Annotated in this window: 22 protein-coding genes; 20 read left to right on the top strand and 2 right to left on the bottom strand. The window is 37.9% G+C overall.

The genetic code is table 11. The features are described 5' to 3' along the window. Positions 1-88 precede the first annotated feature (88 nt). The 14 genes from LKE46_RS04820 to LKE46_RS04885 all read left to right on the top strand — a co-directional run bounded on the left by LKE46_RS04820 (position 89) and on the right by LKE46_RS04885 (position 16,126). Positions 89-664, top strand: a complete 576-nt coding sequence (locus LKE46_RS04820) for a TetR/AcrR family transcriptional regulator (protein WP_291718951.1) — start codon at positions 89-91, stop codon at positions 662-664. A 134-nt stretch (positions 665-798) separates the two neighbouring features. Then, complete coding sequence (locus LKE46_RS04825; RefSeq protein WP_291718952.1) at positions 799-3,045, top strand: efflux RND transporter permease subunit; 2,247 nt, start codon at positions 799-801, stop codon at positions 3,043-3,045. Next, on the top strand, positions 3,035-5,227 hold the full coding sequence (locus LKE46_RS04830) for a hypothetical protein (protein WP_291718953.1): 2,193 nt from the start codon (positions 3,035-3,037) through the stop codon (positions 5,225-5,227). The genes LKE46_RS04825 and LKE46_RS04830 overlap by 11 nt, the downstream gene beginning before the upstream one ends. 172 nt (positions 5,228-5,399) lie before the next feature. After that, complete coding sequence (locus tag LKE46_RS04835) at positions 5,400-7,565, top strand: YhgE/Pip domain-containing protein (RefSeq protein ID WP_291718954.1); 2,166 nt, start codon at positions 5,400-5,402, stop codon at positions 7,563-7,565. 24 nt (positions 7,566-7,589) lie between these two features. Next, a complete protein-coding gene (locus LKE46_RS04840; protein WP_291718955.1) occupies positions 7,590-9,749 on the top strand; it encodes a YhgE/Pip domain-containing protein in 2,160 nt (719 codons plus the stop codon). A 119-nt stretch (positions 9,750-9,868) separates the two neighbouring features. Beyond that, positions 9,869-10,198, top strand: a complete 330-nt coding sequence (locus tag LKE46_RS04845) for a PadR family transcriptional regulator (protein WP_291718957.1) — start codon at positions 9,869-9,871, stop codon at positions 10,196-10,198. After that, a complete protein-coding gene (locus tag LKE46_RS04850; RefSeq protein WP_291718958.1) occupies positions 10,198-10,566 on the top strand; it encodes a DUF1048 domain-containing protein in 369 nt (122 codons plus the stop codon). Before LKE46_RS04845 ends, LKE46_RS04850 begins: the two co-directional genes overlap by 1 nt. Further along, positions 10,563-10,919: a DUF1048 domain-containing protein gene (locus tag LKE46_RS04855; protein WP_291718959.1), complete on the top strand. Its 357-nt coding sequence runs from the start codon at positions 10,563-10,565 to the stop codon at positions 10,917-10,919. Before LKE46_RS04850 ends, LKE46_RS04855 begins: the two co-directional genes overlap by 4 nt. A gap of 9 nt (positions 10,920-10,928) precedes the next feature. After that, positions 10,929-11,279 carry a DUF1048 domain-containing protein gene (locus tag LKE46_RS04860; RefSeq protein ID WP_291718960.1) on the top strand — a complete coding sequence of 117 codons (351 nt, stop codon included), beginning with the start codon at positions 10,929-10,931 and terminating at the stop codon, positions 11,277-11,279. Positions 11,280-11,293: 14 nt separating this feature from the next. Next, positions 11,294-12,052, top strand: coding sequence for an ABC transporter ATP-binding protein (locus LKE46_RS04865; RefSeq protein ID WP_291718961.1), 759 nt, complete (start codon positions 11,294-11,296; stop codon positions 12,050-12,052). After that, on the top strand, positions 12,053-12,823 hold the full coding sequence (locus LKE46_RS04870; RefSeq protein ID WP_291718963.1) for an ABC transporter permease: 771 nt from the start codon (positions 12,053-12,055) through the stop codon (positions 12,821-12,823). A gap of 135 nt (positions 12,824-12,958) precedes the next feature. After that, positions 12,959-13,648: a FadR/GntR family transcriptional regulator gene (locus LKE46_RS04875; RefSeq protein WP_291718964.1), complete on the top strand. Its 690-nt coding sequence runs from the start codon at positions 12,959-12,961 to the stop codon at positions 13,646-13,648. A gap of 277 nt (positions 13,649-13,925) precedes the next feature. After that, positions 13,926-14,717, top strand: coding sequence for a TetR/AcrR family transcriptional regulator (locus LKE46_RS04880; RefSeq protein ID WP_291718965.1), 792 nt, complete (start codon positions 13,926-13,928; stop codon positions 14,715-14,717). A 26-nt stretch (positions 14,718-14,743) separates the two neighbouring features. After that, positions 14,744-16,126: a radical SAM protein gene (locus LKE46_RS04885; RefSeq protein WP_291718966.1), complete on the top strand. Its 1,383-nt coding sequence runs from the start codon at positions 14,744-14,746 to the stop codon at positions 16,124-16,126. Positions 16,127-16,359: 233 nt separating this feature from the next. Here the strand turns inward: LKE46_RS04885 and LKE46_RS04890 are convergent, their stop codons facing one another. Continuing rightward, entirely contained in the window at positions 16,360-16,941 is a 582-nt protein-coding gene (locus tag LKE46_RS04890) for a TetR/AcrR family transcriptional regulator (protein WP_291718968.1), read from the bottom strand. Between the two features lie 137 nt (positions 16,942-17,078). Between LKE46_RS04890 and LKE46_RS04895 the strand changes: the two genes are divergently transcribed. The 5 genes from LKE46_RS04895 to ppsA (LKE46_RS04915) all read left to right on the top strand — a co-directional run bounded on the left by LKE46_RS04895 (position 17,079) and on the right by ppsA (LKE46_RS04915) (position 22,525). Beyond that, positions 17,079-18,068: a medium chain dehydrogenase/reductase family protein gene (locus LKE46_RS04895; protein WP_291718969.1), complete on the top strand. Its 990-nt coding sequence runs from the start codon at positions 17,079-17,081 to the stop codon at positions 18,066-18,068. Between the two features lie 18 nt (positions 18,069-18,086). Beyond that, positions 18,087-18,323, top strand: a complete 237-nt coding sequence (locus tag LKE46_RS04900) for a hypothetical protein (protein WP_291718970.1) — start codon at positions 18,087-18,089, stop codon at positions 18,321-18,323. Between the two features lie 8 nt (positions 18,324-18,331). Beyond that, positions 18,332-19,036 carry a hypothetical protein gene (locus tag LKE46_RS04905; RefSeq protein ID WP_291718971.1) on the top strand — a complete coding sequence of 235 codons (705 nt, stop codon included), beginning with the start codon at positions 18,332-18,334 and terminating at the stop codon, positions 19,034-19,036. Positions 19,037-19,187: 151 nt separating this feature from the next. Continuing rightward, positions 19,188-19,805: a TetR/AcrR family transcriptional regulator gene (locus LKE46_RS04910; RefSeq protein WP_291718972.1), complete on the top strand. Its 618-nt coding sequence runs from the start codon at positions 19,188-19,190 to the stop codon at positions 19,803-19,805. A gap of 68 nt (positions 19,806-19,873) precedes the next feature. Further along, positions 19,874-22,525 carry a phosphoenolpyruvate synthase gene (gene ppsA, locus LKE46_RS04915; RefSeq protein WP_291718974.1) on the top strand — a complete coding sequence of 884 codons (2,652 nt, stop codon included), beginning with the start codon at positions 19,874-19,876 and terminating at the stop codon, positions 22,523-22,525. Positions 22,526-22,544: 19 nt separating this feature from the next. Here ppsA (LKE46_RS04915) and LKE46_RS04920 read toward each other — a convergent pair whose 3' ends face one another. Further along, positions 22,545-23,123: a TetR/AcrR family transcriptional regulator gene (locus LKE46_RS04920; protein WP_291718976.1), complete on the bottom strand. Its 579-nt coding sequence runs from the start codon at positions 23,121-23,123 to the stop codon at positions 22,545-22,547. Between the two features lie 140 nt (positions 23,124-23,263). Here LKE46_RS04920 and ppsA (LKE46_RS04925) point away from each other — a divergent pair, with 140 nt between their 5' ends. Further along, the gene (gene ppsA, locus LKE46_RS04925) at positions 23,264-25,885 is read left to right on the top strand and encodes a phosphoenolpyruvate synthase (RefSeq protein WP_291718978.1); all 2,622 of its coding nucleotides are present in this window, start codon (positions 23,264-23,266) and stop codon (positions 25,883-25,885) included. Positions 25,886-25,919 lie beyond the last annotated feature (34 nt).

The following is a 25,919-nucleotide window of genomic DNA, read 5'->3' on the forward strand; positions in this document are numbered from 1 at the left end:
AAAAGTATATTGACATGCAGAAAAAATAAATATAAAATACAAATAAATAAATGTTTATTTATTTGTATTTTTTGGATGGTGATATTAAATGGCTAGAATTGCGGACCCTAAAAAAATGGATAATATCAAGAAAGCGGTGATGGAGTGTATAATAGATTATGGCTATTCAGGGGTGTCAATTGCTTTAATTTGTAAAAAAGCAGGAGTTTCACCTGGATATTTATATAGATATTATAATAGCAAAGAAGAATTGGTACAGGAATTGGTAGATTTGGAAATGGGTGTAATAGTCAATAACTTTATATCAGATATTGAATCTTCTGATACCTTGTACGAAGTTGGATATAAGACGATAAAGAAATTGTTTATGAATGCAAACAGGAAACCTATGCTGGCAAAATTTGATGCCTCAGTTGTGATGGACCTAAAAATACTGACGGAAGAAAAATTTAATAATATCTTGAATTTGGCAAAGAAATGTATTGATTTAGGGAAAAAGACAGGTGAAATTAATTCTGATGTAACTGCTGCAGAGGTATTGGTCGTGTCTTTTACAATCCCATTTAGGTATTTATCATTTTCGCTGGAATTGGAAAATAATAAAAAATTTACAGAAGAAGAAGCTAGGAGAATAGCAAAAATATGTATTAATGCGTTAAAGTAATTTTTTTTGCTCAATTAATGAATAAATGTTTATTTATCAATAGTTAAGTAGGACCAGAGTGCTGTTCATACATATGATCTGATTGTATATTTTATTTGGAAAAATAGACGCATAAGAAATGGAGAGAAGCTTTGATGAGAAATGGAATAAAAATTAAACCACTCGACTTAGTAATTAATTTTATTGTAAATAAAAGTAAATACATTGAAGTATTTTTTGCAGTTATGGTCCTAATCAGCATGTTTTTATACCTATTTGTGAGGGTTAATTATGATCTCACCAAATACTTGCCGGATACGGCTGCATCCAAGGCTGGCCTGAATCTTATGGAAAAAGAATTTGGTTATCCAGGCACTGCACGTATTATGATAAAAGATGTATCACTGTATCAAGCAAAGCTGTATAAGGAAGAGATAGCGGCAGTAGATGGCGTGGATACGGTTTTCTGGGCGGATACGACAGATGATATTAAAAAATATACTGATGTATATACGTCCGATACCTTTATAAAAGCTGAAGACATACAGGATTATTACAAGGACAACTGTGCGGTGATGGATATTTCTTTTATTGAAGGTGATTCTGACACAAGGACATCGAAAGCATTGGACAAGATTCAGAAAATAGTAGGAAACAAGGGGAGGTTTACGGGCCCGGCTGTTCAAAATAAATCCTTGAATGAGAGCCTGAACAGGGAAATGAAGAGTGCTACAGTAATTGTTGTCATTGTTGTGGCATCGGTACTGCTTCTGACAACAACATCGTGGCTGGAGCCGCTGTTGTTTCTCCTGGTCATGGGAATCGCCATTGTGATCAATATGGGAACAAACGTGTTTCTGGGGAATATATCATTCATGACGGCAAGTGTGGCTCCCGTCCTTCAAATGGCTGTTGCAATGGACTACTCCATTTTCTTGATGCACGCTTTTACCAGAGAGAAAGATGCTGGAAAAGAGCCCAAAGAAGCTATTAGAATTGCCATACGCCAATCTTCCTCTTCAATTATTGCATGTGGCATGGCAACCATTATCGGCTTCCTGGCGCTGACAGTAATGAAGTTTTCCATAGGCTATGATCTTGGGATTGTTCTGGCAAAAGGAATTTTTATCAGTCTGCTGACGGTTTTGTTTTTGATGCCATCCATGATTATCCGGAGCCAAAAGATGATTCAGAAAACTGCACACCGCAAGCTGGTAAAACTGCCTAAAAATCTGGCCAAAAGTATTTTCAAGGTCAAATATGTGGCACTGGGGCTTGCAATATTTTTGGCAGTGCCATGCTTTATTGCAAAAGACATGAACAGTTTTCTTTTCGGAAATTCGGCGGTGGGTGCAGGAGAGGGAACTCAGGTTTATAAAGACGAGCAGGAGATTGACAGGATTTTTGGAAGAAGCAATATGCTTATGGCTCTGGTACCGAATGATTCCATTATCAAGGAGAAGCAGCTGTCCGATGAACTGGGAAAACTGAGTTATGTTAAAAAGGTAACCTCGCTGGAAAATACACTGCCGGATGGTATACCGGAAACTATCATTCCCAAACAAATAACCAAGCAGTTTCACTCTGAACAATATGCCAGAATACTAGTTTACATAAGGACACGTGAGGAAAGCCACGCTGCATTTCAGTATTCTGATGAAATCAAGTCCATAGTTAAAAAGTATTATCCACAGAGTTCATCACTGGTTGGAGCTACACCTTTTACGCAGGATATTAAAACCATTATCACCAGGGATTACACTTTTGTGGACAAACTTTCTCTATTGGGAGTTATAATTGTAGCGATAATTGTATTTCGCTCATTCCTGATTCCAGTCCTTATTGTAGTACCCATCGAGATAGCCATCTTTTTAAATATGGCAGTACCTTATTTCGTTGGACAAGATATGATTTTTATGGGTTATATTATTGTCAGCTGCATCCAGCTGGCTGCGACTGTGGACTATGCAATATTGATGACAAACTACTATCTGGAATACCGAATGCGGTTGGATAAAAAGAAAGCCATTCTGGAAATGATCTGGGCTGCAGTTCCACCTATTATGAATTCAGGAATTATTCTGTCCTTTGCGGGATATACACTTTACTTTACTTCCAGTATTGCGGCCATTGGTGCTATGGGACGTCTTATCGGGCGTGGTGCGCTGCTGAGTATTGCAATGGTAGTTGTATTGCTGCCGGCATTACTGTATATTTTTGATTCACAAATCTACAGGCATATTTTGAGGATGAATCGTATGAAAGATAAAATCAGGAAAAAACTCGAGGATAAGCTTCGGCTTGTTGGAATGTTATCAGAAACATTGAAGAAGAAAACACATTACAAAGGCAATAGTGATGAATCTGTTGAAAGTTTGGAGGGATTGAAGGATGAAAATTAGAAAAAGAATTATATCAAGTATGCTGGCACTTCTGATTTTGCCGGGCATCGTATCTACAACGGCCATGGCTGCGGCACCAAAAGTGTCGGTGGATGAATCCGCTTATGTAAATCTGGATTACTATGGATCACCCACCAATATAAATATTGTGAAAAGCTTGAGCTTGAATGGAAATCAACAATTTACGGACTATGGTAAATACGATAAAGTAGTTAATATGTCCAACAATGCTGTTCCAACGATGAAAGACGGGGAAATCAACTGGAACTTGAAAAACTACAATGGAAAATTCTATTATGAGTGTACACCCAAAAACGGAACGGTGGTTTTACCATGGAATGTTGATGTGTCCTATTCTCTCAACGGTACCCCTGTAGATGCATCCAGGCTGCCTGGAGTATCAGGACTGGTGCAGATTGATGTAAAGGTAACGCCAAATACCAAGGCCAACATATATTATAAAAATAACATGCTCCTGCAGATGCAGACCATAGTGGATATGTCAAAGGCATCCAGTGTGGATGCACCGGGGGCACAGGTTCAGACTATAGGTAATAAAAAGATAGTTATCTTTGCCGCACTTCCAGGAGAGAAAGATACCTTTACGCTTCGTATCGGCACGGACAGCTTTGAAACCGATGGTATCCTGCTGACCATGGTACCTGGAACCATGAAGCAGCTGCAGGATGTGAAAGAACTTAAAGATGATATCGACACATATAAAGGTTCACTGGATGATATATATGACAGCACAAATACACTTTTACAGACAGTTGAAAACATGCAGAGCGGTCTGTCGCAATCAAGGTCAGGCTTATCTTCGCTGGACCGTGCCAACAGCAGTATGAGTGCATCCAAGGACAGCCTGTTTGACAAGTCTGAAACGGCACTGGCTGATCTTTCAAAGATTACTGCCAATATGGCCACACTGATTCCGCATATCAATGAGGGTGAAAATGCCATTGAAGACCTGAACTATGATTTGAATGCCATTACAGAAACTATTGAAAGTACAAAGACGGAGCTGGAGCAGTACAAGACTTCAATAAAAAATGTACAGGACGACATTAATAAACTGCGTGATGTTGTGAAAGATGTACAGGACAAATCCGACGAAAGGGATAATCTGCTGCAGCGTACTAAATCGGATATAGGAAATATGAGAACAGACCTGGATAATTTAAGCGACAGCAGCTCCGATTTGAGAAACAGTCTAAATGAAATGAGTTCTGACATATCTGACTTATCGGATGTGATGAAAGCTGCAGCATCTGTCACCACTCCGGACTATTCTTCATATTTTACATCAACGGATGGCCAGATCCTGTACAAGACACTTATGGCAATGAATGACAGCTTGAAGACAATGAGTTCCTATATTGCTTCAACGCTATCATCCACGGCTGAAGTATCTGATTCTGCAGGTGATATGTTGAGCGAAACATCCGATGTATGTGAAGATGGAGAAGATTACTTGAACACTGCATCCAGAAGCATATCCTTGATGGAAGATTATTTCCAGGATTTTGATAAGGCAAATGAGGTTACGGATGATATGCTTGGTGAACAAAAGCAGATACTGTCAACGACCGACAGTATGCTGACAAAAAGCGGAGCTCTTATTGACAATATTTCGGCAATCAACAATACAGCCAACAAGTACAAGAGCAGCTCCATAAAAACACTGCAGGATATGGAAGTCCTGCTGAAAAGCATGGTGAAGGGTCTTGACAGTTCACAGAGTTTTCTGGGAAGTTTTGAGTCTACACTCAAAAACAGCAGTGGCGATATTAGCAAGGGCAACAGTGATACGCTCAAGGGTCTCATCAGTGTATTGAAGCAAAGTCTTGAAGGAATTAAAAGTACACCTGTAATGAGAAAGGCAAATGATTCTATCAAGTCTACTGCAGACAAGGAAATCGATAAGTTTGAGAATGAGAACAGGCTTCTGTATCTTGATCCGGAAGCAAAGTTAATTTCGTTTACTTCCAGCAAGAACCCTTCACCAAGGAGCATCCAGATAATTATGAGAACGCAGGAAATAAACAAGGACAGTGGCAATGACGATATTTCGAGTGCAGATAAGGACAAGCAAGACAAGGGTGTGCTTTACAGAATCGGTCGTGTGTTTGTTGAACTAAAGAACGATGTAGTATCAGTTTTCTCAAATATAAATCAGTAAAATTCCAAATAAATAAAATTTCTTTTGAGCTTATTCAGACGGCATATATTTGACGCCTGAATAAGCTTATTTTTATTTAAAACTGTTATCGATTTTTAGAATACAGACTGATAAATAAGGATACCATATAAGTACTTAAAAAATTTACACATATTTTATGGGAGTGTGCAGGATGATAAGAAACATTACCAGTATATTTAGAAGAGATGTAATGACCATTATAAAAAATAAAGCGGCACTTGTAATTTTAGTAGGAGTGTGTATAATGCCATGCCTATATACACTGGTAAATGTAAAGGCAATCTGGAACCCATATTCAAGTGCCAAATTGAGTAATATTTCCATAGCTGTGGTAAACAGGGATCATGGTACCATATTTCAAAATAGGTATATAAATATTGGAAACGAAGTTGTAAGCAATCTAAAGAGAAATCATGATATTGGATGGAAATTTGTTGATCCTGAAGAAGCCTATCAGGGGATGATGTATGGAAAATATTATGCTGAAATTGAGATACCCGAAGATTTTTCTTCTGACCTTTCAAGTATAATTACAAATACTCCAAGAAGGGCTCGGATACTTTATAAGACGAATACGAAGAACAGTCCCATGGGGACCAAAATCACTGAAAGTGCAGTTAACTCTCTTGTGAGTTCCATAAAATCAAATTTTATATATTCAGTGAACAAGGCTGTATTTTCTTCTCTGAATATTATAGGGGGAAAAGCAGATAAAGGTAAATTCCAGATAATAGACATGAAAGATTCATTAATAGCTCTAGGTAACAATATGGACCTTGTTACAGCGGTACTTGGAAGCATAAATGACAGCTCCAGCAGTATTGCACTGATTCTTACTCAGTTAAAGCCGGTTATTTATGCATCTGAAAATGTGAACATAACAAATCCGTTAACTGATGATAATGAAGAACTCATAAAATCAATAAAACTTTCTCTGAACAGTTCATTTGATAATATCCAGGTTAATTTGAACAATGCCAAAGCAAATATATATGGACTTCAGACACTTGCGGACAATCTGGATTCACTGACTCAAGGAGCAGACTCTTCGAATATAAAATCCGTGGCAGACAAAATGAATTACCAGATAGATATGCTGAACAATGAAATAGACAATGTAATAGACTTTTCACAGGCAGTAAACGGATTTGCACACAGCAGCAAAATATCAAATTTTTTAAATTCCTTAAGTGATATAAAAGATTGGTTGAGTAGTGAGAAGAACAATATAAACAATCTTCAGAAGAATTTAAACAATACAGATCAGATAAGCAGTGACCTGAAGAATTCCATAGTTAACAATACATGGAAAGCAAGGTTGAAGCTCATTAATGCAATTGACGAGTACAATAATGAAGTAAGGAGAGAGTTAAATTCCATAGCTGATAATTTAATTGTGTCTTCGAACAATTCTGCTGACATTTTGGAGACTGCAAGGAATATGAACAGTCAGGGTATAAAGTCCATAGATACTTTGATAAATGGAAGCAGACTTGTAGCTGATTCCTCTGGAAAACTTGAAAATAAGCTCCTTCAATTTAAGAATCCTATTATAAATCTCAGCAACGAACTAAAGCTTATAAATAATAATGATATAGTGAAAATAATAACAGTACTTCAAAACAATCCTGAACTCATGGGAAATTTCATGGCTAATCCGTTTAATATAAAGGAAGAAAATATTTATACAATTCCCAACTTCGGATCAGCTTTTGCACCTACTTATATGACAATTTCCATATGGGTAGGTTGTACCATGCTTGCAGCAATGCTTAAAACAACTGCAGCCAAATTTATAGGATCTGAAAGATTATCTCTGAGAGAGGAGTATCTTGGTAAGATGCTGATTTTTATTGCAATTTCCATAATACAATCTCTTATAATTGTATTTACCAGCAGGTTTATACTTCACGTTTATACTAAAAGTTTTTTCCTCATGATAATGTTTGGATTATTTTCATCTCTGGCATTTTCAACAATAGTATACGGCATGGTATCCATATTTGGGAATCTTGGAAAGGCACTGGCAGTTTTATTGGTTGTAATACAGATGGCAGGAAGTGGAGCTACTTATCCCATACAGCTCAATCCATTGATTTTAAGAATATTTCAACCTATGTTTCCATTCACCTATAGTCTAAGCGGATTTAGAGAATCAATTGGTGGTCCACTAATAAGTACTGTAGTTATGGATTTTTCAATGCTTATTCTTATGTCTGTAATTGCCGTATTAGTAGGATTATTTTTGAAAAGGCCTCTCAATGGGATAATGAGCAGACTTCACAGCAAATTCACAGAGTCAGGTATTGGAGTATAAGTATTGAAATGGGAGTGACACCAAATGAAGGTTGTATTTAAAATATTAAAAAGGGATTTTAGAAGTATAACAGGAAATCTTGCTGTACTCATAACTATTATAATATTCTGCTTTCTTCCATCTTCTTATGCAATTGTTAATATAAAAGCATCCTGGGATCCATACTCAAAAACTAATACGAGCAGGCTTCCCATTGCAGTGGTCAATAAGGATGAAGGCGGCAGTATTAACGGAAAAACTATAAATGTGGGAAATCAGATTATAAATGAATTAAAAAAGGACAGAAGTATCAACTGGGTTACCATAGACGAGTGGCAGGGAAACTATGGACTTAATACTGGAAAGTACTATTCATTGATAGAAATTCCAGAGGATTTTTCAAACAGGCTTCTTACGCTTGTTACTCCGGAGCCTCAAAAACCAAATATAGTATATAGATCTAATGAGAAACTGAATGCAGCGGCTACAGAAATTACAAGCCAGGCGAAAGATGTACTGGCAGACCGGATCAAATCAAATTTTGTAAAAATAAGCAGTAGAGAAGTTCTAAAACAGATGAATTACGCAGGTAAAAGATTAAACGATTATAAACCTGAAATTTTACAGATTAAGGATTCTCTGGAGAATTCCATTAAAGTCATAGATGAAACAAAAAAATATTTATCGGGAATAAATGAAAATTCAAGGGAAATGCAGGATTACCTGAATAAGCTTAAAAATGATACTCCAAAGCTTTTCAAGCAGATGGATAGCCTTCAGAATATTGTAAGTCATGGCAAATCACTTGCCCAGTCCACAAGACAGACTGTAAGTTCAGCACAGAGCGATCTGTCAAGCGGGATAAATGAGATCCAGTCCCGGAATACTCAGCTTCAAGCCATTTTGTCAGGACTTGAAAATATGAATAGTGAATTTGTAAATCCAACTGTTGTAAACAATGCTATAGATCAGATGGATAATCTAAGCGATTCAATGATAGAAAAAATCGACAGTAATATCAAAATACTCAATACTATAGATAATGTACTGCCAAACAATGGTGCGGTGAAACTCATAGATGCTCTGAGCAATATGAAGAATACCATGCAGATGGAAAAAGGTTACCTTTTACAATTGAAGCAGCTCATCAACATTAATGGCTCAAAGGAAAATATAGATTCAATTATAGCTCAGCTCTCTAAAATAGGAAATCAACTGTCATCAGATACAGCGAATATATATGATGTTTATTCAAGTACCGGACAGATGCTGGACAATATGAGTGATAATGTTGATAGAAGCCTGGAGAGTTATGATAAGATTCTTCAATCTACAAAAGAAATTATCCCACAGCTTAATTTGCTGGCAAATACAGGCATTTCAATCAGTGAAATATCAATCTCGCATATAAATCAGATAAACAAAAGACTTGGTGATATTCAAAACAAGCTGGATCAGTTAAGCAGCAGCATGAATATGATAAATGAAAAAAATCTTGATTACATAATACATATAATGTGGGAAAATCCTGAAATTTCAAACCTATTGTCATCGCCGGTAGAGTTGAAAAACGTTCAGCTTTATAATCTTGGATTATTTGGATATGGAGTAACTCCTTTTTATACTACGCTGTCCATATGGGTTGGCATACTTCTTCTCTCAACCATACTTACATGTAGATGCAGAGAATTTGAAGATGGAACAAAAGTCAATATGATTCAGGAATATTCAGGAAAATTATTTCTCTTTATGGGCCTTTCTTTAATACAGACATCTGTAACTATTCTCGGAGAATTTTTGATATTGGGAATAAGGCCAATGAATATACCTGCCATGATAGAAGTTGCATTTATGACCAGTATAACATTTTCCGTAATAATCTTCACATGTATATTCATATTAGGAAATGTAGGAAAAGCCCTGGTTACAGTTCTCATGATATTCCAAATTTTTGGAACAGGTGGTATATATCCTCTTGAAATTATTTCAACAAGACTTGCCAACATGGCACCATTTTTGCCATTTACATACTCCATAAATGGGTTCAGGGAAGCAATTGGAGGCCCAAATTGGGATCACCTTCTTAAAATATTTGGAATGTTTGGCTGTTTTATGGGGGCATTTTTTATAATCACTCCTCTTAAAAAGGTATTTCAAAAGCAGATACAGCAGATGGAAAATGAATTTAAAAAGTCACAACTTTAAATGTTGCCTTATAGGGCATTTTTTACGTAATCTTATTGACATCAGTACTACTACGTGTTACTATATAGCAGTAATAAGTAATACTTCATACAAGTCATACAAAATAGCAAGAGGTGATTATGCTGGAAAACCTAACGGAAATGCTCAAAGGCGTGCTTGAGGGCTGTGTTCTTGAAATAATCAGCCGCAAAGAAACCTATGGCTACGAAATCACACGGCGGCTGAATGCCCTCGGCTTCACAGATGTTGTGGATGGAACGGTGTACACCATTCTGATCCGGCTTGAAAGAAGCAAGCTGGTAGAGGTCACCAAAAAACCCTCCGACAAGGGACCGCCGCGAAAATTTTTCCTGCTCAATGACAGGGGGCGTGAAGAGCTGCAGAAGTTCTGGAAAAAATGGGAGTTCATATCATCAAAAATTAATGAGTTAAAGGAGGAGCAATTTTAATGTCTGAGTTTTTTGACAATTATTTGAATATCAAAAAAATTGTGAAGAACAAGCGGGAGTACAAACGACAGATGAAAAGAGTTGAAGCTCTGCCGGAAGATTATCAGTATGTATTTAAAAAAATCCAGAAATACATGTGGATGTTTGCAGCGGGTTCAGGATATGACATGATAAAGATCCATTATGACCTGATAGAACTATTTGAGGCCGGTGCGGCGGAAGGAAAGCATGTTTTGGAAATTACCGGTGAGGATGTGGCAGCGTTCTGCGACGAACTTCTGCGCAATGCCAGGACATATACGGAAGACTGGCACCAGGCGCTCAACCGTGACATACTGAAAAAGTTCGGAAGGGAGAAAAAACAATGAATTTTTGGGAAAAGATAACAGGCAGCGACATGACTAAAGAAATGAAAACTTTTGAATTGCGTGCCAAAAAGCTGCCGGATGATTACCAAGCGGCATGGGAAAAAATTAATGCTAATCTTTGGCCGCACTCAGATTTCACTGGCCGCAACCTGATGCCGATTCTTGACAGTGTACTCGGTTTTCTCGAAGAAGCAGCGGTGGACGGTGAGAGTGTTCAGGAGGTTTTGGGTGACGATATCAAAGGCTTCTGTTCAGCGCTGGCCGGTGAAGAAGGGGCAAAATCTTATCGCGACAAGTGGCGTCAGCAGCTCAACAATAATGTTGCCAGGAAATTAAGTAGATTAGATAAATAGGAGGATGAAATGAGAATACAGGATATCATCGAAGGCAAAAAAGAGTGGCGGGCGCACATGGCACGTGTCAAAGCGCTCCCGCAGGATTATCAGATTGTTTATAAAGAGATTCAAAAATATCTCTTTAAGGTCGGCGTTGTTGAGCTAACCGACGTGATGGGTTTGCTCTCGGGGATTATGGATCTTTTTGAAGAGGGCGCATCCTCGGGGAAAAACGTGCTCGAAGTGACGGGCCGTGACGTAGCGGCTTTTTGCGACGATCTGATTAAAGATTCAAAAACTTACGTTGACATCTATCAGGAATCTGTTGATCAGGAAGTTAGCAAGGCTATGAAAAAAGTTATGGATAAAACAAAGTGAAAGGGGATATGGGAATGGAAAAAGCAATTCAAGTGAAAGAACTTAAAAAGTCCTACAAGCAGCTTCAAGTTCTGAAAGGCGTGGATTTTGAAGTAGAGAAAGGCAGCATTTTCGCCCTGCTGGGATCAAACGGGGCAGGTAAGACCACCATCGTCAAAATCCTCACCACACTGCTGAAACCGGATGGTGGAACCGCAGCTGTCAACGGGTTTGATGTGGTGAAGGAACCTGACTATGTACGGCAGTCCATAAGTCTCACCGGGCAGTTTGCTGCTGTGGACGAGATCCTGACCGGACGGGAAAATCTTATCATGATTGCCAAACTGAGGCATCTCAAAAATCCGCATCAGGTGGCGGAAGATTTATTAAGCCGTTTCGGACTGGACGATGCTGCCGACCGCAGGGTTTCCGCCTATTCGGGTGGAATGCGCCGCAGGCTCGACATCGCCATGAGCCTGATTGGAAAACCGCAGCTTATTTTTCTAGATGAGCCCACTACCGGGCTTGACCCCGAGGCACGCATCGAGGTCTGGAACATTGTCAAAGAACTTGCCAAGAGCGGAACAACGGTGCTCCTGACCACGCAGTATTTGGAGGAAGCCGAGCAGCTTGCGGATCAAATAGCCATTTTGCATGAGGGCAGGATTATCGTGAGCGGCACGCTGGCGGAACTTAAAAAACTGTTCCCGCCTGCCAGGGTGGAGTACATTGAAAAACAGCCGGGCCTGGAGGAAATATTCCTTGCAATTGTCGGCAAGAAGGAGGAAAAATAAATGGAAACAATAAAGAGACACTTTTTCAGCGACACGGGTGTGATGCTGGAACGTTCCATGCGCCATATTACCCGCAGCATGGACACCATCATCACGGTAACCATCATGCCGATTGCGATGATGCTGTTGTTCGTCTATGTGTTAGGTGGTGCCATACAAACCAGTACAGATAACTATGTGAACTATCTTCTGCCGGGCATTCTGATGATGGCGATCGCCAGCGGTATATCATATACGGCTTTCCGTCTGTTTATGGATATGCAGAGCGGCATCTTCGAAAGGTTCCACTCCATGCCTGTTGCACCTTCGGCTGCACTGTGGGGGCATGTGCTGACCTCACTGGTATCCAATGCGATTTCGGTTGTCGTCATCATTCTCGTGGCACTGATTATGGGATTTCGCTCATCGGCAGGAGTATTGTCGTGGCTTGCCGTGGCTGGTATACTTGCACTTGTTACACTGGCCTTGACCTGGATCGCGGTAATTCCCGGACTGACTGCAAAATCGGTGGACGGTGCGAGCGCCTTTTCCTATCCGCTTATCTTCCTGCCGTTTATCAGCTCGGCCTTTGTGCCGACGGAATCAATGCCGGGTCCTGTCCGCGCCTTTGCCGAAAACCAGCCGGTCACTTTCATCGTGGACGCCATTCGTTCCCTGCTGGCGGGGCAGTCTGTAGGAAATGATATTTGGGCTGCACTTGCATGGTGTCTGGGTATTCTTGTTGTTGCGTATTTATTCGCAATAAGGATTTATAAACGTAAGGCAGCTTAATGTTGCAGGGATATTTTTAAAGAGCAATAAGTAAACAGAAGTTTAGCACTTTAAGCACTTGACATAAATGTAATTCCATAGTACTATTATTAGCATAATCCTATCATCCTATGTTTAAAAGAGGTGATTTTATAAATGCCTATTAAAAAAGCAAATCGCTCGACTTTGGTAGGTCAAGTTGCAGCGCAAATTGAAGAAATGATAGAAAATGGTCAATGGAAAGTTGGTAAGAAAATTCCTGCTGAACCAGAATTGATGATTAAATTTGATGTAAGCAGAAATACATTGAGGGAAGCAATTCAATCTTTAGTTCATATAGGACTGCTTGAAACTCGTCAAGGCATTGGAACTACAGTTAAATCAGACAGTGGTTTAGAATTGGTTTTACAGAAAAAAATTCAAAAAAGTGATTTGCTGGAAACTTTAGAAGTGCGTTTAGGGTTTGAACGGGAAGCAGCCCAACTTGCTGCTGAAAGAAGAACCGAAGATGATTTACAGAAAATTAGAAATTGCCTTAATGAATGTAAAACAGCAACACAAAATAATGATTTATTTCAATTTGTAAAAACGGATATTGCTTTTCATAAATCTATTGTGCAGGCTACACATAATAAAATGTTCATTGAAATTTATGAAAATATTACTGATGCATTACAAAGTTCCATCAATAAAAGTATGGAAATTAAAGATCCGGTTCATCTTGAAAATGAGGTTCATACGGATCTTTTTCGTGCTATTGAGTTGAAAGATTCAAATTTAGCTTTGAATTGTGTCAATCAATATTTAAATGATACAAAAAAATCATTGATTCTTCTGTATAAGTGAGACTTTATTAGGTATAAAGTATTCAGATATATTGATTTGAAAAAGTAAAAGTGTTAAAATTACAATGAATAGTGAATAACCGGTAGAATAGTATTCACTATTTGGCATAATCATTATATTATATTTTAGATAATTCTTTTTTGGAGGCAAAAAGGAGGTGGTATTTTAAATTTATGAATGGATACTAAATTATATGTTTTGTAACACTATTTTAATGGGAACAAATAGTGAACATACAGCTGTTTAGCATTCATAAAATTTAGAGGGGATATAATCAATGAATTATAGCATTAAACAAATAATAAAAGAAGCTGCGGAGAAACTCATTTTGCAGAAAGGATTCAAAGATACTACAATTAAGGAGATTTCAAAAAGTGCAAAGATATCTGTAGGTACTATATATCGCTATTATAAAAATAAGGAAGAAATCCTCAATGATATAGGAAGAATGGATTTAAAGTATGTATCTTATTCTCAGGACAGTAAGCGAAAGGAAATAATGGATGTTGCCCTTGATGTCTTTGGAACAAGAGGATACGCTAGAACAAATATGGAAGATATAGCTAATAAGGTAGGTATGTCAAAAGCTTTCATTTATCAATACTTTAACAATAAACATGAACTATTTATTTCCACAATTAGAGAATTCTCACAAGTACAGACCATTTTTGATCTGCATGAAGTTAATAAGGATCATATAGATGTAGAAAAAATTTTAACGCAAATCGGAACGATACTTCTTTCTATATTCAAGAATCCGCAAAAATTGAAACTGATGAGGATTATTATTGCAGAAACTCACAATTTCCCGGAAATAGGAGAACTCTTTTTTTGCCAGGTGGTTGAAAAAATTGCAAAAGATTTAAGTGAGATATTAAAATCTTATATTTATGGAGATATAGATCCTGTGCTGTCAATTAAATTTTTTGTTGGGGCTATTTGGTCATTAGTCTTTTTACAAGAAATGCTGCCGCTGGAAGATAGAAATTATGATGATGAAGCTATTGTTAAAAATGCTGTGAAAATATTTCAGTATGGAGCTTTGAAGTATAATGTTAATCTTTCATAAATAATATTTTATGAGGAGGGACTTTTATGAAAATAAAAGATAATTTAGAGAAAATTACCAAACAGACTATTGTAAATAAAATTGTTGGTTACCTTGATAAAAACCCGGAAGAAAACATAGATAAAATTTTTAAGGGTATTAAAATGCTGACTAAAGATGAATCTGCATTGGCCCAAATTGAATTTGTTGAGAATTATTATAACAATGATAAATACAAACATGAATATATTCAGGATATTTTAAAAAATACAGATACTAAATGTCTCAAAAAATTTTTTTCATGTTTTTTTGCAAATGCAAACTGGTTTGCCGGACCAAAAAGGCAGAAATATATGGAGGAAGAGGATACTAAAATACCATTTGTCATGCTTTTAAGCCCATCCATGAGATGTTCACTTCACTGCAAGGGATGTTATGCTTCAAGTTTTAGCAAAAAGGATGACATTCCACCGGAAGAAGTTGACAGAATTATAGGAGAGGCAAGAGATCTTGGAATTTATTACATTATTATTTTAGGTGGAGAACCTTTCTTCAATGACTATCTTCTGGACATTTATGAGAAATATGATGATATAATGTTTACACCATTTACTAGCGGACTTTTTCTTGATGAAAAAATTGCAGACAGACTTAAGAAAAGCGGCAATGTGATACCTATGCTTTCAATTGAAGGTTTCGAAAAGGATACTGATGAACGTAGAGGAAAAGGCACATATAAAAAGGTATTGAAAGCCATGGATATACTCCATGAGAGAGGAATACTGTTCGGAGTGTCTTCGGCTGTTACGAGGACTAATATAAATACGGTGCTCAGTGATGAATTTACAGATATGTTGATTGAAAAAGGTTCTAAAATGAGCTGGTACTTTTTATTCATGCCAGTGAATGGTGAAGATGAAGATTTTGATATGATGCTTACAGGAGAACAGCGGGATTATCTTGGACGAAGATCCAGGGAAATGAGAGCTAATAAACCATATTTTACCCTTGACTTCTTCAATGATGCTCCGTATGTTGGAGGGTGCATTGCAGGTAAATACTTCTTCCATGTCAACTCTAAAGAAGATGTCGAGCCATGCATATTTTCACATTTTTCAACTGTTAATTTGAAAGGCAGACATTTGATAGAGGCATTCAGGGATCCATTCTTTAAGAAATTAAGATCCATGCAGCCTTATAATAAAAACATGTTGAGGCCGTGCAGCATGATAGACAATACCAATGTGATAATAAATGTATGCAAGGAAGTAGGGGCTAAGCCGGACGATGCCGGAGCAGAGAAAATGCTTCATGATCCTGAATTTCACGAAAAGATAATGAAGTCATCGAAAGAATTTGCACCATATGCTGAAAAAACCTGGAAAGAATTTTTTAAAGAGAGTGGTAATGACAAGTTTGCCAAAGGATAAAATATAAATGGATAGCTATTTCCATAATAAAGATTTTCCCGGGCTTTTCAGCCCGGGAAAATCTTTATTATCAGCAAATGAATTCATCAATTAAGTATATAAGTTATCAAAGAGCCAGATGCCAAGACGCAGAGCCGATAACCGTGAGTGAAATCACAAAATCACAGTTGTCGGCCCTTTCTCTTTAATTTAAGAATTTTAACAGCAGAAAAAACAAATTTAATAGTTCATAATTATTTTTTCTTTATAAATGCATTCAAGAAGAGCATATATATTTCTTTTGAAAAAGTAGTGTCGTTGTTAAATAAAGCAGGATTGTTTATGAAATAGTATCGAATTATATCAAGGTACTTTAACATGGACTTTGTGGATATTGTAGCATCAAATACACCTTCGCTTTTCCCTTTCTCAATGAGAGTTACTGTTGCATCAGTATATTTTAAATAGTTATCAGAACCAATACATTCGCTAATAAAGTCTTCACCTTTAGGATCGGTTAAAGCGTACCATGAGAAATTTATAAAGAACTCGGTTTTTACAACTAATAGGTCCTTGAGTTTGTCAAGGACACAGTCTGAATTTTCTAGAATATTAATTGTTTTTAAGTAATCATCACATATTATTTTTTTTATTAATTCTTTCTTTAGATTTTCCTTGTTCGTATAAAAATTATAAACTGAAGACTCAGAAACATGCGCCAAATCAGCAATGTCAGTAATACTTGTTTTATTTGGTCCTTTTTGTTTAAATAGTTCAAGAGCTGCACTTAAAATTGACTCTTGCTTTTGTTTTCGTCTTTTTTCAAAACCGTTCATTGAACACCTCTTAGATATGGAGTATTTATTTAATTATACTACAAAATTCTTGACTTTAAAATACTTCTATGTATAATAAAATTATATAGTAAAATTAAGATTTTACTATATAATTTTATTGTGAAGGAGAAAACCTTATGACTAATAGTAAATACATTGTAATTAATCAGTTTGGTGGCCCAGAAGTGCTGCAATTAGCAGAGAAATCTATTCCTGACCCAAAAAACGATGAAGTTTTGATTAAAAATTTATATACAGGTGTATCATTCGGAGATATTATTTTACGCATTGGCAAGGCTCCATTTCAAAAGCCTCCGCTTATACCGGGAAATGAAGTTGTTGGAATTATACAGAAAACAGGAAATAATGTTACTTCATTAAAAGTTGGGCAGCTTGTTGCAGCATTAACTTTTTTTGGAGGATATTCTGAATATATTTGCCTTCATCAGAAAGAGCTTATGCCAATTCCCAAGGGTGTTAAACCAGAAGATGCAGCATGCCTTATACTAAATTATCTGATTGCCTATCAATTACTGCATCGCTGTGCCAAAATAAAAAAAGGTGAGAAAGTTCTCGTACATGGAGCATCTGGAGGAATTGGTACCGCTATACTTCAATTAGGTAAAATTATTGGAGCTGAAATGTATGGAACAGCTTCTCCCGAAAAGCATTCATATGTTTCAGGCCTAGGTGCTATACCAATTGATTATAAAAATTCGGATTTCTGTTTAAACATAAAAAAACGTTGCCCGGATGGAATAGATATAGTGTTTGACAGTGTAGGGGGTACCACTTTTAAAAAATCATATTCACTTTTAAGAAAAAATGGTCGGCTTATTGGATATGGATCACAGAATCTTATTTCCACACTTAGAACAATAATATTTCGGTCTCTGATCCCTGACAGTAGAAGAGCTTATCTATATTTGTTAATAATTAATAAAAGAACCAGGCCAAGGTGGATTAAAGAGGATCTACAATCTTTGTTTAAACTAATTATTGAAGGGACTTTAAAGCCGGTTATTAACGAATGCTTTCCTCTAAAAGATGCAAAAATAGCACATAAGAAATTAGAAAGCGGAACTGTCATGGGAAAAATTCTTTTAAAAGTAGATAAAGGAATATGACAGATCATATAGATTGGGATGAGCTGTTCAAAAAAGAGAACAAGCCCGTTGGCAAATCCGACCGTAGGCACTGACATCATTTCAAATCCTTCCAAAGATGCTCTGGCAGATATTCTCCTGGAAAATGATAAGCTGAAAAGAAACGTGACTTTGTCTATGCAGGCGTATATCCGAAACTTCACGGGGAGTCAGCCTATGTTTACACGGACAAAAAGTGGTGTGCTTACATCCTATTCGCCTTTGAAATTTACATAAATTACTATATGGAAAGGCAAAGGGATAGCCTGGTTGTTAGTGAAAGTGAGTTTAACAGGCATATGGGGCTTTCAATTGATGTTAAGCCTGATAAGTTGTTGCTTGTGTATAATTCCAGTGCAAATGCAAAAGAACCTGTTGATTTTGATACCATCATCACAATTGAGCCCTGGCTGAAAGGCGTAACCCGTGCAGAAACATTTGAGAAAAATCCTGTAGATATGAATACTTTTGTAGGAAAGTTGGGAAATGTAAAGCATCTGGCATATGACAGAGAAAACACAAGAAGTATATATGCCCCTTTCATTGATTCTTATGGAAATATTGAATATGCAGGTGCTTTGGCAGATGTAATTGACGATAAAATATATGCAGAACTGAAAGCCAAGGAAGAAACCGCCTATTTGTTTAATCTTAAATCAGGTAACGGCCAGAAAGTATTTGATGCCATACTTGATGGACTGCGCAATATAAATGGAAGTAATGAAAGCTTATGGAAAAGCTCTAGTTTAGTATTCGGCAAAAAAGATGACATAACAAATCTGCGTCCAATTTATAAACAGGAACGTTTTAACATGGCCTTTGGTATTGGTGGTTTTACATTCTTTGCATTTAGCTTCATAGGATTTTTATTCTTACTGTCATCAGGTATTGTGTTGTACTATAAAATTGTCACTGATATTGATGAAGAAAAGAACAGATTGTTATACTGAAAAGAATAGGGTTAAATGACAAAGAATGTAGGGGGTATCTGACAACTCATTCAGGCAATTAAAAAATTTTCAAACACAATTGACCTAATCGGTTAATTGTGTTATTTTATTATTAACCGGATCGGTAAATAAAATTGAGAAGGTGAGTTTTTTGGAGAAATTTTTAAGTCTACCCATAGACAAGCAGGATATAATTGTCAATGCTGCTCTTAAATGTTTTGGCACTAACGGTTACAAAAAAACTTCCATTAGCGATATTGCCGCTGCGGCGGGGATTTCAAAAGCGTTGATATTTCATTACTTTGGCACAAAAAAAGCTTTATATTTATATCTGATTGATCTATGCACCCGTACTATCATGAATGAAATTGATAAAAAGTTTGATAATAGCATTACTGATTTCTTTGATAGAATTGAACTTACAACCAGCATTGAAATTTCGGTTATGAAAAAACACCCTGCCATTCTCTCCTTTTTAGACAGTGTGTATTTTGAAAATGCTGACGAAGTTAAAGAGGACATAAAGGCTATTTTGGAAAATAGTGAAAGTGAAAGCTTTAGAAGCAAAATTGTTTTTGAAGGCATTGATACCTCAAAATTCAAGGATGACGTTGATCCAAAGCTGGTCATGAAAATACTTACCTTGCTTACTGATGGGTATTTAAGTAAAATGCCTAAAACAGGGATTGATCTTGATGCTTTATGTGAAGAATTCGGTGAGTATATAAATCTGTTCAAAAGAAATTTTTACAAGGAGAAATACCTATAACGTGTATTTGATCTACCTGAAACGGTTTATTGATATATGCTATGTGTAAAATAGAAGGGAGAATATGTATGAATTCATATGTACTTGGCTTTCAGGAAATCGATAAAACCAGGCCTGCACTGGTAGGAGGCAAAGGTGCCAACCTGGGGAAACTGTCCAGAATTGATGGGATACGAGTGCCGGAGGGATTTTGCGTTACCACTGAAGCCTATAGAGAAATTATTGGGAACAACAGAGAATTTAATTTACTGCTGGATCAGTTGTCCATCCTGAAAGCGGACAACGTGGAAGGTATTGGTAAAATCAGTGCCAAAATCCGCAAGGTCATAGAAGCAATCGCTATTCCTGATGCCATAGATAATGAGATTACCCGACATCTTGTACGGCTTGGTGAAAAAAATGCTTATGCCGTGCGATCCAGTGCTACGGCAGAGGATCTGCCTACGGCATCCTTTGCGGGCCAGCAGGATACGTATTTGAACATTATCGGAAAGGAAGCCATACTCAGATACATCAGCAAGTGCTGGGCATCGCTGTTTACCGAGCGAGCCGTAATCTACCGCATCCAGAACGGTTTTGACCACCGCAAGGTCTATCTGTCCGTTGTTATCCAGAAGATGGTTTTTCCGGAGGCTGCAGGAATCATGTTTACTGCAGATCCTATTACGATGAACAGGAAGGTTATATCTATCGACGCGAGCTTCGGGCTGGGCGAAGCCCTGGTCTCCGGCCTGGTAAATGCAGACAACTACAAGGTGCGTGATGGTGAAATCATTAATAAGAAGATCTCCACAAAGAAGCTGGCGATCCATGGACTAAAAGAAGGCGGTACGGAGGAGAAAAAGATCAATGCCGAATGTCAGAATAAGCAGACGCTGACGGATGAGCAGATTCTGGAACTTGAAAAAACAGGAAGACGGATAGAGACATATTTTGGCGGTCCCCAGGATATCGAATGGTGTCTGTATGAAAATAAATTTTTTATCGTTCAAAGTCGTCCAATAACCACTCTTTACCCAATACCGGATGTGCAGGATGGGAAAAACCATGTGTATATGTCTATGGGTCATCAGCAGATGATGACCGATGTTATGAAACCACTGGGGTTATCATTTTTTCAGTTGGAGTTTAAAGAAAAGTCTGAGGACAATCAGAATGAAAACACCTTTATTGAAGCCGGCGGCAGACTTTTTATCGATATTTCCTATGATATAAATTCTCCTCTGAGACGAAAAATAGTGCTCACTGCCATGAAAAAAATCGATCCTCTCATACTCGATGCTATAAAAAATTTGATGAAGCGAAAGAATTTTATGAGATCATTGGCACGGGGCGGCAAGAGATACTTCAATATGGGTTCAGGGTATTTTTCCTGGGAGCTGCTCCGTTATATTATCAAGATATCCCGAAGCAATGATGCATCTGTAGTTAAAACCTTAATGCTGCAAAATGAGGCATCCATCAGAAAGCTGCAGAAAAGAATTGAAAATTTGTCCGGAGACAAACTGTTTTCCTCAATTGAAGAAGAGCAAAAGCAATTGAAAAAAGCCATGTATGATTCAGAAAGCATGGCAGCAGTCTATGCGGGGGTGCTGGCGCTGAATTGGATTAATAAGAATATGGAGAAGTGGCTGGGTGAAAAAAACGCGGCAGACTCACTTTCCAAATCGGCACCCAACAACGTTACATCTGAAATGGGGCTGGAACTGCTGGACGTGGCAGATGTGGTTCGGCAATATCCGGAAGTGCTGGAGTATTTGGAGCACGCCAGTGATGAAACTTTTTTTGAGGATCTATCCAAGTTGGAAGGAGGCAGTGCTGTCAGCAAATCCATAGGGGCGTATCTTGAAAAATACGGTATGCGCTGTCCGGGTGAGATCGATATCACAAGACCCCGTTTCAGTGAAAAACCCACTGCCCTCGTTCCTATGATTCTAAACAATATTAAAAACTTTGATCCGGGTGCCCATAAAGTCCTTTTTGAGCAGGGGATGCTGGAAGCAAAACGGAGGGAACAGGATCTCTTAAAACGTCTGGAACAGCTGCCCGGTGGAAAACAAAAGGCCAAAAAGACCAGGAAGAAGATCAGCCTCCTGCGCAATTTTATCGGCTATCGTGAATACCCCAAGTATCTGATGATCTGCCATTACTGGGTTATAAAACAGGCCCTGATGAAGGAGGCTGTGAGGCTTGTGCAGAAGGAGGTTATCCGGCAGAAAGAGGATATCTACTATCTGACCTTTGAGGAACTTAGGCAGGTAGTCCATACAGATCAGCTGGATTACAGCATCATAAGGTCTCGAAAAGAGGAATGCAAGACCTATGAAAAATTGACACCTTCCCGTATAATGACCTCGGAAGGAGAGGCTTTATCCGGCGAGTATGATACCGGAAGCATTCCTGAAGGTGCTCTGGCAGGTATACCTGCTTCCTCAGGGACAATTGAAGGCCGGGCACGGGTGGTTTTAAGAATGGAGGATGCCGCCCTGGAGGAAGGCGATATTTTGGTCACAGCATTTACTGACCCAAGCTGGACACCGGTTTTTGTGTCCATTAAAGGCTTGGTGACGGAAGTAGGAGGGATGATGACTCACGGTTCTGTAATTGCAAGAGAATACGGCCTGCCTGCAGTTGTAGGCGTGGAAAATGCCACCAGGCTGATTAAGGACGGACAAAAAATTCGAGTGAATGGAACGGAAGGATATATAGAGATACTATAAAGTACTGAATATGATTGTGCTATTTCCCCAAGAGACCATATAGAAATAACATTGTAAGATTTTCTTTATATTTTACGCTTTTTTTATAGTAATCAGGTTGGTGCATAATAGATGCAGATGCAAGAAGAAATGCAAGAAGTGCTTCATCTGAAAGAGATGGGTCGATCGCTCCGGCCTTTTTTCCTACTTGTATGAATTTCAGATAGATAGATTGTGCTTGAATTGAGGCTGCTTCTTTGTAAATTTGCATCAATACTTTATCTTCCAAGGCTTGATGACTAAAATTAGAATGACTCAATTCTAAAATGGCGTTGTGTTTTTTCAACATGATTTGTTCTAGCTTCTTAGAAAAGGGAATATTTCTGTCCAACAACTCATCATATTCTCGAACGATTTGTCCAATATAGGAAATAAATGCTTCTCTCGCAAGATTGTTTTTATCTCCAAAATAATTATAAATCGATACCTGTGAAACACCTGCTTTTGTAGAAATTTCATTTATGCTTACATCTGTTATCCCCCGCTCTATAAAGAGTTTAGTAGCAATTTGAAGAATAGAATTTTTCTTGCGGTTTGTTCTTTTTTCATATCCATTCATAATTATATCACCCACTATTATTATAACATTATTTTGAAATTTATCAAATAAAATTTCAAAACAGTTGACAGTCATCTCACACAAGTGTATTGTGTAATATACAAGTTAATATTTCAAAACTTTATATGGAGGGATGAAAAGTGCATTCGTATATTATCAGATTTACTGACATAGATAAAACAGATTTACTGAAGGTTGGTGGTAAAGGATTAAATTTGGGAATGTTATCAAAAATTTCTGAAATTCGAGTACCGGAAGGATTTTGTATTACTACAGAAGTTTTTCAAGAAACTCTGGCGAATAATCTGGAATTTGAGTTGTTGTTGGAAGATTTGAAAAAGCTAAAGGCTACTCAACGGAAACGAATCTCAGAAATCAGTGGAAAAATACGGTCTGTAATTCAAAAAGTTCAATTGCCTGGGGACATTGAATATGAAATTGTAAAGGAACTTTCTAATTATGACAAGCAGACAGCTTTTGCAGTGCGTTCCAGCGCAACAGCGGAGGATCTCCCAAATGCATCTTTTGCGGGGCAGCAGGACACTTATCTCAATATAAAGGATCCACAGGAAATTCTGCGATATGTAATCAGATGTTGGTCATCTCTTTTTACAGATCGTGCTGTGATATATCGAATTCAGAATGGGTTTGATCATTGCAGGGTTTCTCTTTCCGTTGTTGTCCAAAAAATGATTTTTTCTGAGGCTTCCGGAATTGTATTTACCGCCGATCCACTTACTTCAGACCGGAGCACTCTTTCTGTTGATGCGGGATTCGGGCTGGGAGAAGCGATGGTATCCGGACTTACAAATCCGGATATTTATAAAATACGAGGGGGAAAAATTATTTCAAAGAAGATCAGAAGACAAGACTTGGAAATTTGTCTTGCGGAAAACGGAGGCATACAGAAAAAGCAGGTTGATACAGACAGGCAGGAAAAGCAGATATTGTCCGATGATCAAATTTTACAGTTGGCTTGTATCGGAAAAAAAATAGAATCTCATTTTGGATGTCCTCAGGATATTGAATGGTGTTTTTACAAAAATGAGTTTTATATCGTCCAGAGTCGAAATATCACAACTCTTTTTCCCATTCCAGTATCCATGGATGCACGAAAGCCCAGGGTATATATGTCGATTGGGCATATTCAGATGATGACGGATATAATACGTCCGCTTGGTATGTCATTTTTTCAAATGATCTCGGAAATCTCACTGACAGAAGCCGGAGGCAGGTTTTATGCTGATATTACACACGATTTGTCTTCTCCGATTGGGCGTAAGAGATTGGTTATGGCGACTGGTAAGCAGGATTTGTTGATACAGGGAGCAATCAAGCAGCTTTTGGAACAAAAAGAGTTTATGCATTCCCTTCCAAAAGGGAAAAGAAACGTAAAAGGGGGAATTTTTACTCCTGCTTCTATTTTAGAAACAATGAAAATCAGTCGAAAAAATGATCCTGAGATAATCAATGAATTGATCGGAAAATTTAATTCTGAGCTAAACAAAATATATCATCAGTTGTCAAAGCTTTCTGGGAAAGCGGCCTTGGATTTTATAAAGAATGATCGGGGCTCGCTGCTGGCAATGGCGTATAATCCCAAGATGTTGGGAGCGATCATTGCTGCGATTCTGGCAAGCGATTCCATTAATAAAAATGTGGAAGCCTGGATTGGTGAAAAAAACACAGCAAATTTGCTGTCAAAATCTTTGAAAAATAATATCACCACGGAAATGGGACTCGCACTATGTAATTTGGCCGACAGGATTCGAGAACATCCTCAGGTGTTGCAATATTTGTCTAAAAATCCCACAAATGACGATTTTTTTGAAAAAATGTGTCTGCTTCCGGGAGGAAAAATCGTTGAAGAAGAATTTAGAAACTTCTTGCTTAAGTATGGGATGCGCTGCCCCGGAGAGATTGATATTACTAGACCTCGTTTTGAAGAAAAACCCACACAGTTGCTGCCTATGCTGTTAAACGATATTCGCATTTTAAAACTTGGTGAACACAAAACCAGATTTTCAAATGGTAAAATAGAGGCAAAGAAGAAAGAAGAAGAACTCCTACACCGTCTGGTGGAATTACCAAACGGCAAAAGAAAAGCGAAAAAGGTGAAGAAAGACATTCGATTGATGCGTAATTTTATTGGATACCGTGAATATCCAAAGTATTGCATTGTCCGACGCTATCAAATTTATAAAAGAGCGCTGCAAAAAGAAGCAGATAGATTGGTTGAAAAAGGAGTGCTGCGTGCTCGCGATGATATTTTTTATCTGTATTTTGACGAGCTGTACAAAGTAGTTGAGACAGGCCAGGTTGACTACTCAGCGATTGACAAGAGAAGGCAAGATTATGTCCACTTTGAAAGGCTGAATCCTCCACGTGTGATTACCTCCGACGGTTTTGTTCCATCTCCAGATTTTTCAACAGAAAAAATTCCTTCAGATGCCCTTATGGGTATTCCGGTATCCTCCGGTGTTATAGAAGGACGTGCACGCGTTGCTTTGTCCGTAGAGGAAGTGGAACTGGAGGCAGGTGATATTTTGGTAACACGATTTACCGATCCAAGCTGGACTCCGCTCTTTACAACAATAAAAGGGCTAATTACCGAGGTAGGTGGCTTTACAACACATGGTGCGGTTGTTGCCAGAGAATACGGCCTGCCTGCAGTTGTAGGTGTGGAAAACGCTGTAAGTTTGATTAAAGACGGACAGAGAATTCGGGTAAACGGGACGGAAGGTTATGTAGAAATACTATAAGGAGGAAATGAGTATGGATTGCGTGAAAAAACAC

It is taken from the genome of Clostridium sp., assembly GCF_022482905.1.
Taxonomy (GTDB): domain Bacteria; phylum Bacillota; class Clostridia; order Clostridiales; family Clostridiaceae; genus Clostridium_B.

What these genes read in the sequence shown, in the direction of transcription:
- LKE46_RS04820 (WP_291718951.1), top strand. Translation starts at nt 89, where the DNA reads ATGGCTAGAATTGCGGACCCTAAAAAAATGGATAATATCAAGAAAGCG.
- LKE46_RS04825 (WP_291718952.1), top strand. Translation starts at nt 799, where the DNA reads ATGAGAAATGGAATAAAAATTAAACCACTCGACTTAGTAATTAATTTT.
- LKE46_RS04830 (WP_291718953.1), top strand. Translation starts at nt 3,035, where the DNA reads ATGAAAATTAGAAAAAGAATTATATCAAGTATGCTGGCACTTCTGATT.
- LKE46_RS04835 (WP_291718954.1), top strand. Translation starts at nt 5,400, where the DNA reads ATGATAAGAAACATTACCAGTATATTTAGAAGAGATGTAATGACCATT.
- LKE46_RS04840 (WP_291718955.1), top strand. Translation starts at nt 7,590, where the DNA reads ATGAAGGTTGTATTTAAAATATTAAAAAGGGATTTTAGAAGTATAACA.
- LKE46_RS04845 (WP_291718957.1), top strand. Translation starts at nt 9,869, where the DNA reads ATGCTGGAAAACCTAACGGAAATGCTCAAAGGCGTGCTTGAGGGCTGT.
- LKE46_RS04850 (WP_291718958.1), top strand. Translation starts at nt 10,198, where the DNA reads ATGTCTGAGTTTTTTGACAATTATTTGAATATCAAAAAAATTGTGAAG.
- LKE46_RS04855 (WP_291718959.1), top strand. Translation starts at nt 10,563, where the DNA reads ATGAATTTTTGGGAAAAGATAACAGGCAGCGACATGACTAAAGAAATG.
- LKE46_RS04860 (WP_291718960.1), top strand. Translation starts at nt 10,929, where the DNA reads ATGAGAATACAGGATATCATCGAAGGCAAAAAAGAGTGGCGGGCGCAC.
- LKE46_RS04865 (WP_291718961.1), top strand. Translation starts at nt 11,294, where the DNA reads ATGGAAAAAGCAATTCAAGTGAAAGAACTTAAAAAGTCCTACAAGCAG.
- LKE46_RS04870 (WP_291718963.1), top strand. Translation starts at nt 12,053, where the DNA reads ATGGAAACAATAAAGAGACACTTTTTCAGCGACACGGGTGTGATGCTG.
- LKE46_RS04875 (WP_291718964.1), top strand. Translation starts at nt 12,959, where the DNA reads ATGCCTATTAAAAAAGCAAATCGCTCGACTTTGGTAGGTCAAGTTGCA.
- LKE46_RS04880 (WP_291718965.1), top strand. Translation starts at nt 13,926, where the DNA reads ATGAATTATAGCATTAAACAAATAATAAAAGAAGCTGCGGAGAAACTC.
- LKE46_RS04885 (WP_291718966.1), top strand. Translation starts at nt 14,744, where the DNA reads ATGAAAATAAAAGATAATTTAGAGAAAATTACCAAACAGACTATTGTA.
- LKE46_RS04890 (WP_291718968.1), bottom strand. Translation starts at nt 16,941, where the DNA reads ATGAACGGTTTTGAAAAAAGACGAAAACAAAAGCAAGAGTCAATTTTA.
- LKE46_RS04895 (WP_291718969.1), top strand. Translation starts at nt 17,079, where the DNA reads ATGACTAATAGTAAATACATTGTAATTAATCAGTTTGGTGGCCCAGAA.
- LKE46_RS04900 (WP_291718970.1), top strand. Translation starts at nt 18,087, where the DNA reads ATGAGCTGTTCAAAAAAGAGAACAAGCCCGTTGGCAAATCCGACCGTA.
- LKE46_RS04905 (WP_291718971.1), top strand. Translation starts at nt 18,332, where the DNA reads ATGGAAAGGCAAAGGGATAGCCTGGTTGTTAGTGAAAGTGAGTTTAAC.
- ppsA (WP_291718974.1), top strand. Translation starts at nt 19,874, where the DNA reads ATGAATTCATATGTACTTGGCTTTCAGGAAATCGATAAAACCAGGCCT.
- LKE46_RS04920 (WP_291718976.1), bottom strand. Translation starts at nt 23,123, where the DNA reads ATGAATGGATATGAAAAAAGAACAAACCGCAAGAAAAATTCTATTCTT.